At 61.4% G+C, this 8,445-nt stretch carries 8 protein-coding genes; 3 read left to right on the top strand and 5 right to left on the bottom strand.

Annotation, left to right across the window (positions count from 1 at the left end; all coding sequences use genetic code 11):
- Positions 1 to 330 precede the first annotated feature (330 nt).
- From AWU82_RS10010 to AWU82_RS10000, 3 genes are read left to right on the top strand one after another with little or no spacing between them, the layout of a single operon-like run.
- A complete protein-coding gene (locus AWU82_RS10010) occupies positions 331 to 1,575 on the top strand; it encodes an exonuclease SbcCD subunit D C-terminal domain-containing protein (protein WP_064380396.1) in 1,245 nt (414 codons plus the stop codon).
- The gene (locus tag AWU82_RS10005) at positions 1,572 to 5,213 is read left to right on the top strand and encodes an AAA family ATPase (RefSeq protein ID WP_064380398.1); all 3,642 of its coding nucleotides are present in this window, start codon (positions 1,572 to 1,574) and stop codon (positions 5,211 to 5,213) included. The genes AWU82_RS10010 and AWU82_RS10005 overlap by 4 nt, the downstream gene beginning before the upstream one ends.
- Positions 5,210 to 5,794, top strand: coding sequence for a glutathione S-transferase (locus tag AWU82_RS10000; RefSeq protein ID WP_064380400.1), 585 nt, complete (start codon positions 5,210 to 5,212; stop codon positions 5,792 to 5,794). Before AWU82_RS10005 ends, AWU82_RS10000 begins: the two co-directional genes overlap by 4 nt.
- A gap of 5 nt (positions 5,795 to 5,799) precedes the next feature.
- Here AWU82_RS10000 and AWU82_RS09995 read toward each other — a convergent pair whose 3' ends face one another.
- The 5 genes from AWU82_RS09995 to AWU82_RS09975 all read right to left on the bottom strand — a co-directional run bounded on the left by AWU82_RS09995 (position 5,800) and on the right by AWU82_RS09975 (position 8,338).
- Positions 5,800 to 6,057, bottom strand: a complete 258-nt coding sequence (locus tag AWU82_RS09995; protein WP_064380402.1) for a hypothetical protein — start codon at positions 6,055 to 6,057, stop codon at positions 5,800 to 5,802.
- Positions 6,054 to 6,266, bottom strand: coding sequence for a hypothetical protein (locus AWU82_RS09990; protein ID WP_064380404.1), 213 nt, complete (start codon positions 6,264 to 6,266; stop codon positions 6,054 to 6,056). Before AWU82_RS09990 ends, AWU82_RS09995 begins: the two co-directional genes overlap by 4 nt.
- Positions 6,267 to 6,521: 255 nt before the next feature.
- On the bottom strand, positions 6,522 to 6,701 hold the full coding sequence (locus tag AWU82_RS09985) for a hypothetical protein (protein ID WP_064380406.1): 180 nt from the start codon (positions 6,699 to 6,701) through the stop codon (positions 6,522 to 6,524).
- A gap of 156 nt (positions 6,702 to 6,857) precedes the next feature.
- A complete protein-coding gene (locus AWU82_RS09980) occupies positions 6,858 to 8,033 on the bottom strand; it encodes a lactonase family protein (RefSeq protein ID WP_064380408.1) in 1,176 nt (391 codons plus the stop codon).
- Positions 8,030 to 8,338, bottom strand: coding sequence for a DUF5629 family protein (locus tag AWU82_RS09975; protein WP_064384062.1), 309 nt, complete (start codon positions 8,336 to 8,338; stop codon positions 8,030 to 8,032). The genes AWU82_RS09980 and AWU82_RS09975 overlap by 4 nt, the downstream gene beginning before the upstream one ends.
- Between the last annotated feature and the right edge of the window lie 107 nt (positions 8,339 to 8,445).

Below are 8,445 nucleotides of genomic sequence, written 5' to 3'. Positions count from 1 at the left end.
GAGCAAAATCGAATAGGGAGAAAGTTGCGCAATGCGATCAAGCGTTGCCCGGACGATCACGGCAAAAGCCATGAAAGCCTGTTCGTTCCCTCGCAGCGGCACACTGATATCAAATTAGTGGCGCGATATTAGATGGCCACTATTTTGGCGTCAATTAATGGTTGCAACACTCCAGCGTTGCCGACGAACGGTCATGACCCCGTCACATACTCGTTAGCTGACGTCCCCGGCCCCGGTCAGCCCTCCTGGCGCAATAATCTGTAAACTCTCCCCTCTTTCGCCGCCCTCTCATCCCGGCGGCCATCACCTCTTTATATTGCGGAGTCAGCCTTGCGTCTGTTTCACACCTCCGACTGGCACCTTGGGCAGAACCTGCACGGCCAGGAGCGCGATTTCGAGCACGCCTGTTTTCTCGAGTGGCTGCTGCGCCAATTGAAGCTGGCGCAGCCGGACGTGCTGCTGATCGCCGGCGACATCTTCGATACGGTGAACCCGCCGGTCAAAGCCCAGGAACGCCTCTACGATTTCATCGTCAGCGCCCACGAGCAGCAGCCGTTGCTGACCATCGTGATGATCGCCGGCAACCACGATTCCGGCTCACGAATCGAACTGCCCGCGCCGCTGATGCGGCGTTTGCGCACCCATGCGCTGGGTCGGGTGCTGTGGCTGGACGACGGGCAGCTGGATGCGGAACGCCTGCTGTTGCCGCTGCCGGACGCCACCGGTGAAATCGCTGCATGGTGCCTGGCGCTGCCGTTCCTGCGGCCTGCCGAAGTGACCGGCGCGCATCTGGGCGACAACTACCTGCGCGGCATTGGCCAGGTGCATGAATGGCTGATCGAAGCGGCCAATGCCAAGCGTCAGCCGGGTCAGGCATTGGTCGCCATCAGCCACGCGCACATGGCCGGCGGCTCGGTGTCGGAAGACTCCGAGCGCAGCCTGATCATCGGCAGCGCCGAAGCCCTGCCTGCCAGCCTGTTCGGGCCGAGCATCAGCTATGTCGCGCTCGGCCATTTGCACAAGCCGCAGAAGGTCAACGGTGAAGAGCGGATTCGCTACAGCGGCTCGCCGATTCCGTTGTCGTTTTCAGAAATCAGTTATCAGCACCAGGTTCTCGACGTCGTTCTGGAAGGCGAAACCCTGGTCAGCGTCGAGCCTATGCTGATCCCCCGCTCCGTAAACTTGCAGCGCCTCGGCCCTGCGCCGCTGGCCGAAATCCTGCTGCAACTGGCCGACCTGCCGAACATCGACCTGCTGGCCGAAACCCAGCGCCAACCGTGGCTGGAAGTGCGGGTGCGCCTCGACGAGCCGCAACCGGATCTGCGCCATCAGGTCGAAAGCGCCCTGCAAGGCAAGGCTGTGCGACTGGTGCGAATCGCCGCCGAATACGCCGGCAACCGGGGCGCTGACGGCGCCGAGGACGGCAGCGCGCTGATCGAGCTGGACCAGCTCACGCCGCAGGAGTTGTTCAGTCGCGCCTGGCTCGACAATTACGGCAACGAGGTCGACGAGCAAACCCTCAAGGACTTCGCCGAACTGCTGCAAGACGTACAAATGGAGGGCGAGCAGCCATGAAGATTCTCGCCATTCGCTTGAAAAACCTCGCGTCGCTGGCCGGCCCGTTCGAGATCGACTTCACCGCCGAACCGCTGGCCAGCGCCGGTCTGTTCGCGATCACCGGCCCCACCGGCGCCGGTAAAAGCACTCTGCTCGATGCCTTGTGCCTGGCGCTGTTCGGCGCCGTGCCACGCCTGAACAACACCGGGCGTGACGCCAAGGTGCCGGACGCCGACGGCGAAATCGCCACCGGTGACCCGCGCACCCTGCTGCGTCGCGGCACCGGTGAAGGCTTTGCCGAAGTGGATTTTGTCGGCGTCGATGGCCGCCGCTATCGTGCGCGCTGGGAAGCCAACCGCGCCCGGGAAAAGGCCGGCGGCAAGTTGCAGGCCAGCCGTCAGAGCCTGCGCGACATCGATCAGGATCAACTGCTCGCCAGTCAGAAAGGCGAGTACAAGACTCAGCTCGAAGCCGCACTGGGCCTGAACTTCGAACAGTTCACCCGCGCCGTGCTGCTGGCCCAGAGCGAGTTCAGTGCCTTCCTCAAGGCCGACGACAACGACCGCAGCGAACTGCTGGAAAAGCTCACCGACACCGCGCTCTACACCCGCCTCGGCCGCCGCGCGTTCGACAAGACCAAAGAGGCCCGCGAAGCCCACAAGCAGTTGCAGGATCAGGCCATCGGCGTGACTCCGCTGGCCCCTGAAGCCCGCGCCGAACTCGACGAACGCTTCAATGCCGCCCAACAACAATTGAAGTTGCAGCAAGCGCAGCTCAAGCAGATCGAGCAACAGCACGACTGGCTAAAAGAGCTGCTACGACTGCAAGACTCCCAACTAGCCGCCGCCGAGCAACTGCGCAGCGCCGAGCATGAGCGAGAGTCGCTGGCCGGTGAGCGTTTGAAGCTCACCCGCCTGGAACAACTCGCGCCGCAACGGCACCAGTTCGCCCGCAAAACCGAACTGGATGCACTGCTGACGCCACTGGCGGAACAGATCAGCGCGCACACCCGGCAAGAAAGCGAACTGACCGAGCGCCAGACGCGACTGGAACAGGATCTCGCCGCCGCGCAGATCGCCCTGACCCAGGCGCAAACGCAGTTGAGCGAAAGCGCCCCACTATTGCGCCAGGCTTTCGAGGAGCAAAGCACCCTCGCCCGCCTCGCCAAGGACGTTGCGTCCGGCGCCGAAGCGAAGCACGCCGCAGAGCAGGCCTGCACCCAGGGCCAAAGCACAATCCAGTCCCTGCTCGATCAGCAAAAACAAGTCGCTGAACGTTTGCAACGTATCGCCGCCGATCTTGAGCAAAGCGCTCATCTGGCACCGTTGAGCGAAGCGTGGAATGCCTATCGCGACCGCTTGCAGCAACTGATGCTGATCGGCAATCGGTTGAACAAGGGCGAAAGCGAACTCGCTTCCCTCGAAGAAAACGCCACCCGCGCCAGCGAAGCGCTCGCCACGCAGAAGCAGCAGCTGGAAGTGCTGTTCAAAGAGGCCGGTGCCGAACCGGACGCCGTCGCCGAACAGATCGGCATCCTCGGCAATCTGTTGCAGGACAACCGCAAGCAATTGCGCGCCGTCGAGGACCTGACGCGCCTGTGGGCCAGTCAGCAGGAGCTGGACAAGCGCAGTGCCGAACTGCAACAGCGTCAGCTCGATGCGCAACAGGAACGCGAGCGCCTGACTCAGGACGGGGTGAAAACCAAGTCCGAGCTGACCGTCGCCGAACAGACCCTCAACGTCACCCGCGAACTGCTCGAACGCCAGCGTCTGGCCCGCAGTGCCAGTGTCGAAGAGTTGCGCGCGCAGTTGCAGGACGACCAGCCGTGCCCAGTGTGCGGCAGCAACGAGCACCCGTATCATCAGCCGGAAGCCCTGCTGCAAAGCCTCGGCCGTCACGATGAAAGCGAGCAGGCCAGCGCGCAGCAAGCCGTCGATCAACTGAAGGAAAAACTCACCGAGCTGCGCGCCGATGTCGGTGGGGTGATTGCTCGGCAAAAGGAACTGCTGCAACAGCAGGAACAACTGGCCGCCCAGCAGCTGGCGCTGACGCCGAGCATCGAGGCACATCCGCTCGCGACATCGTTGCTGAATCAGGACAGTGACAAGCGCGCCACGTGGCTGACCCGCCAGAACGAACAACTGAATCAGAGCATTACCCAGGACGAACAGCGCCAGACCGCCCTGCTCACGCTGCAACAGGATGCGGCGCGCCTGACCCAGCAATTGCGTCAGGCCGAGACCGCACACCAGCAAGCGACTCAGCACCTGAGCAATCAGCAACGCGAGCTGAGCGCTGACCGCCAGCGCCTGGACGAAGAACTGGCGGCCTTCGCCACACTGCTGCCGAGCGACACCCTCGATGCCTTGCGCGCTGAACCGGCTGCGACCTTCATGCAGCTTGACCGGCAGATCGCCGAACGCCTGGCGCAAGTCGATCAGCAGAAGGAAGAGCTGGCCGAACAGCAACAGCGCCAGCAGACGCTCGAGAAAGAACAGGACCGCCAACAGGGCCGTGTGCAGCAGCTGCAAAACGCTAAGCAGCAACTCAACGCGCTGACCGGGCAACAACAGGCCAGTCAGGAAAAACTGGCGCAATTGTTGGGAGATCACAGCTGCGCCGAGCATTGGCAGCAGCAACTGGAACAGGCCGTGGAGCAGGCGCGCAACGCCGAATCCACGACGACTCAGGCGCTGCAGGACGCGCGTACGCAGCTCGTGCAAATCGCCGCCGAACTGAAAGCGCAGCAAGAGCGTCTGCAAGCGCTGGAAACCGAAGACCGCGATCTGGCCGGCAAGATTGCCGACTGGCGTGCGCGCCATCCGGAACTGGATGACGGTGGCCTCGAAGAGCTGCTGCGGATCGATGACGCGCAGGTCGACGAACTGCGCCAGCGCTTGCAGCACAACGAAAAAGCCGTTGAACAGGCCAAGGTGTTGTTGCAGGAACGCGATCAGCGTCTGCTCGAACATCAGGCCCAGCACAACGGCAATCTGGATGCCGAACAGCTCGCCAGCGCCCTCGCCGACCTGCAAAACCAGTGCACGGCCAGCGAACAGCAATGTGCCGAACTGCGCGCCGAGCAGGCCGAAGACCAGCGGCGCCAGAACGCCAATCAGGCGCTGGCGCAGCAGATCGCCGATGCCTATGCCGAGTATCAGCGCTGGGCGCGGCTCAATGCGCTGATCGGCTCGGCCACCGGCGACACCTTCCGCAAGATCGCCCAAGCCTACAACCTCGACTTGCTGGTGCATCACGCCAACGTACAGCTGCGGCAACTGGTCAAGCGCTATCGCCTCAAGCGCGGCGGCAGCATGCTCGGCCTGCTGGTGATGGACACCGAAATGGGCGACGAACTGCGCTCGGTGCATTCGCTGTCCGGCGGCGAAACCTTCCTGGTCTCGCTGGCCCTCGCCCTGGGCCTGGCCTCGATGGCGTCGAGCACGCTGAAGATCGAATCGCTGTTCATCGACGAAGGTTTCGGCAGCCTCGATCCGGAATCCCTGCAACTGGCCATGGACGCCCTCGACGGCTTGCAGGCGCAGGGCCGCAAGGTCGCGGTGATTTCCCACGTGCAGGAAATGCACGAGCGGATTCCGGTGCAGATTCAGGTACAGCGCCAGGGCAACGGTCTGAGCACACTGGAGGTGAAATGAACACGCTGTATTCCTTCCGCCGCTGCCCGTACGCGATGCGGGCACGGATGGCCCTGCGTTATTCGGGCGTGCCGGTGGAGATCGTCGAAGTCAGTCTGAAAGCCAAACCGGCGGAGATGTTGGCGATCTCGCCCAAGGGCACGGTGCCGGTGCTGGACGCGGACGGCCAGGTGATCGATGAGAGCCTGGAAATCATGCGTTGGGCGCTGGCGCAGCATGATCCGGATGACTGGTTGCTGGGTGGTGACTCAAGGATTGCCGAGTTGATCGAAGCCAACGATCGCGTATTCAAGATTCACCTGAATCGCTACAAGTACGCCGAGCGTTATCCGGAACAGCCGATGGAGGTTTATCGGGCGGAAGGTGCTCTGTTCTTGCAGAAACTGGATGAGTTGCTCGAAGGTCGCGATTACTTGCTGGCCAATCATCCGAGCCTGGCCGATATCGCGCTGTTGCCGTTCGTTCGCCAGTTCGCTCACGTTGATCGTGACTGGTTTGCGCAGACGCCTTACGTGCGGTTGCAGGCCTGGTTGCAGCGGTTTCTGGAATCGGAGCTGTTCACCGGCATCATGAAAAAGTAGGCGCGTTACGCCAGCACTTCACACATGCCGATGGCCGAGCAATCCACTTCAAACGGGCCGAGAAAACCGATGGCAGTTTTCACTGGTGGATTGCCGGCCAACAGCCCCAGCGCATTGGCCCGTTCGATGTTGTGAGCAATGCTGTGGTTGGCCTCTATGGCCCGGGCCAGTCCGCCGACCGAACCCTGGCCGAATCCCAACAGGGAAGCGCCGTTGGTCAGAAACGCCAGCCCGGCGATGACCCAGAGTCTGTAGCCTTTCATGCTCCGCCGACTCCCGCGAGTTCAGCTGAACCGACCGCCGCGTTTTGCGAGCGAAGTTCGAACTGGATGCCAGGATGGGCGACGTCGATCGGTGCTTCGAAGCTGTGTTGCGACTGCGACGCCAGACTGACGAACAACACCATGACCAAGTACAGACCGATGGCCACGTAGGCGCCGCGTTTGGCGGAAGTGATGATTGAACTGGCCATGATGTGTGCTCCGTGGACAATGTTTCGAGGTCCACAGAATCGATCAAAAAAGCCGGGGTAACCACTCAGGGTTTTCCATAGTAACCATCAGCTTCGTTGATTATTTAGCCGGTCTATCTCGCCGTTTGAAAATGGCTATCGCCGATCGTTGCGCAGACAAAAAACTGCCCAAGGCTGCGATCTTTTGATTTTGCTTTTTGGGAAACAAGATCAAAGGATCGCAGCCTTGGGCAGTTCCAGGGCGTGACGGAAATTTCAGTGTTGAGCTTTGTGATCCAGCGCGGCGTAGAAGTTGGCGCTTTGTTGCAGGTATTTCTGGGTGTAGCTCTGGGTGTGGGCTTTTTTGTCGCTGATTTCAACGTTGGCGCTGGCTGGCAGAGCCACGGTAGCGGAGATGGCGGAAGCGGCAATTACGGAGAAGAGATTGAAGTTCATGGCGGTAACCCTCGTGTTCAGTTGGCTGGCTTGCCCGGTTGGGCCGTGGAGCAAACTTAACGCTCGAGGGTTGATCGCTTGAAATGCTTTGCAACATTACCTGTTATCAGCAGGATTAATACAAAGCTTCAGGCCCCGTAGACCGGGGCCTGCGGCTTATTGACGCACGAGAAACTTGAGATCGCTCGGGGCGTCCATCGGCAGGTTTTGCACGGTTTTGCCCAGCAGACCGGTCTTGCCGTCGCGCTCGACCACGACAATCTGGTTGCTCTTCTGGTTGGCGATCAGCAGGAATTTACCGCTTGGATCGAGGCTGAACTCGCGCGGGTGATCGCCTTCCACCGAACGTCGTTGCAATTCCTTGAGCTGGCCACTGGCCGGGTCGATGGCGAACACCAGCAGCTGATTGGCGGTGCCACGGTTGCTGACGTAGAGGAATTTGCCATCGGCGGACGAGTGCAGCGCGGCGGCGGCTTTGTCCGAGGTTGGCTGGCCGGCAGCCAGATCGACCAGTTGTGTCTGAGTCAGCACGCCGTCCTTGTAGTCGAATACCGCGACCTGAGCACTCATTTCCATGGTCAGCCAGGCATGTTTGCCGTCCGCGCTGAACAACAGATGACGCGGGCCGCTGCCGGCTGGCAGTTGCACCGACGCGGTTTTCGCCGGGGTCAGCGGCAGATCCGGGTTGGCTTTCGGGTCGAATTGGTAGATGAAGACCTTGTCCGCACCCAGGTCATTGGAGAACACGTAACGGCCGTCCGGCGAGGACACCGTCGAGTGCACGTGGTTCGAGGCCTGACGCTCGGGATTGACCCGGCTCGCCGGGTGCGCGCTCATCTGCACCACCGGTTTGAGCTTGCCGTCGCTGCCCACCGGCAATACCGCGAGGGTGCCGCCCGGATCTTCAACCACCGAGTAGTTGCTGACGAACAGATGGCTGGCGTCGGCGCTGAGGCTCGAATGGGTCGGCTCATTGCCCAGGCTCTGGACCTGATTGATCAGGGTCAGCGCGTGGGTCTTCGGATCGATGGCGTAGCTGCTCACACGACCGACCGGATCTTTCTGGCCTGGGCCGTTTTCGTTGACCACGAACAACCGGCGCTGATCCTTCGACAGGGTCAGCCACGACGGGTTTTCGCTCTTGATCACTTGCAGCGGTTTGGCGTCGATCTGTCCGGTGGCGCTGTCGAAGTTCATCCGGTAGATGCCTTCGCTGGTGCCGGCGGTGTAGGAGCCCACCAAAAACTGGAAGCTCTCGGCCGAGGCACTGGAAAGTCCCATCGCACCGACGCTGCCGGCCATCAGCAATGGCCAGAATTTACGCATGTTCATTCGGCTTCATCCTCGTCGTCGGCGCTGCTCAGTACATCCCCGAGGCAGACCAGACGGTGTTCGCCGACGGTCTTGGTGTCGCTGGAAAAACCGACGATCAGCCAGCTCTGCAGGTCTTCATCAAACGTCGCCGCCGCCACCTGAGCCGGGGTGAATTCCCAGTGCTTGGCTGTTCGGCCATCGATGCATTCGATGTGCAGGTTGTCGTCTTCGTCGAGGGCGAATTCGAAAGCGTGCAGGCCGTCGATTTCGACCATACCGCAGTGTTCGAGGGCGTTGAGAAGGGTGTCGGTTACGGCAGTCATGGCAATCATGTCTTTCAGGGGGAAAGGGGCAATGATAGCTCAAAGCCCCGCTCTTGATCGTTCCCACGCTCTGCGTGGGAATGCCTCAAGGGACGCTCCGCGTTCCA

It is taken from the genome of Pseudomonas glycinae (assembly GCF_001594225.2).
Classification (GTDB): domain Bacteria; phylum Pseudomonadota; class Gammaproteobacteria; order Pseudomonadales; family Pseudomonadaceae; genus Aquipseudomonas; species Aquipseudomonas glycinae.
This window is presented reverse-complemented; position numbering and strand designations above follow the sequence as displayed.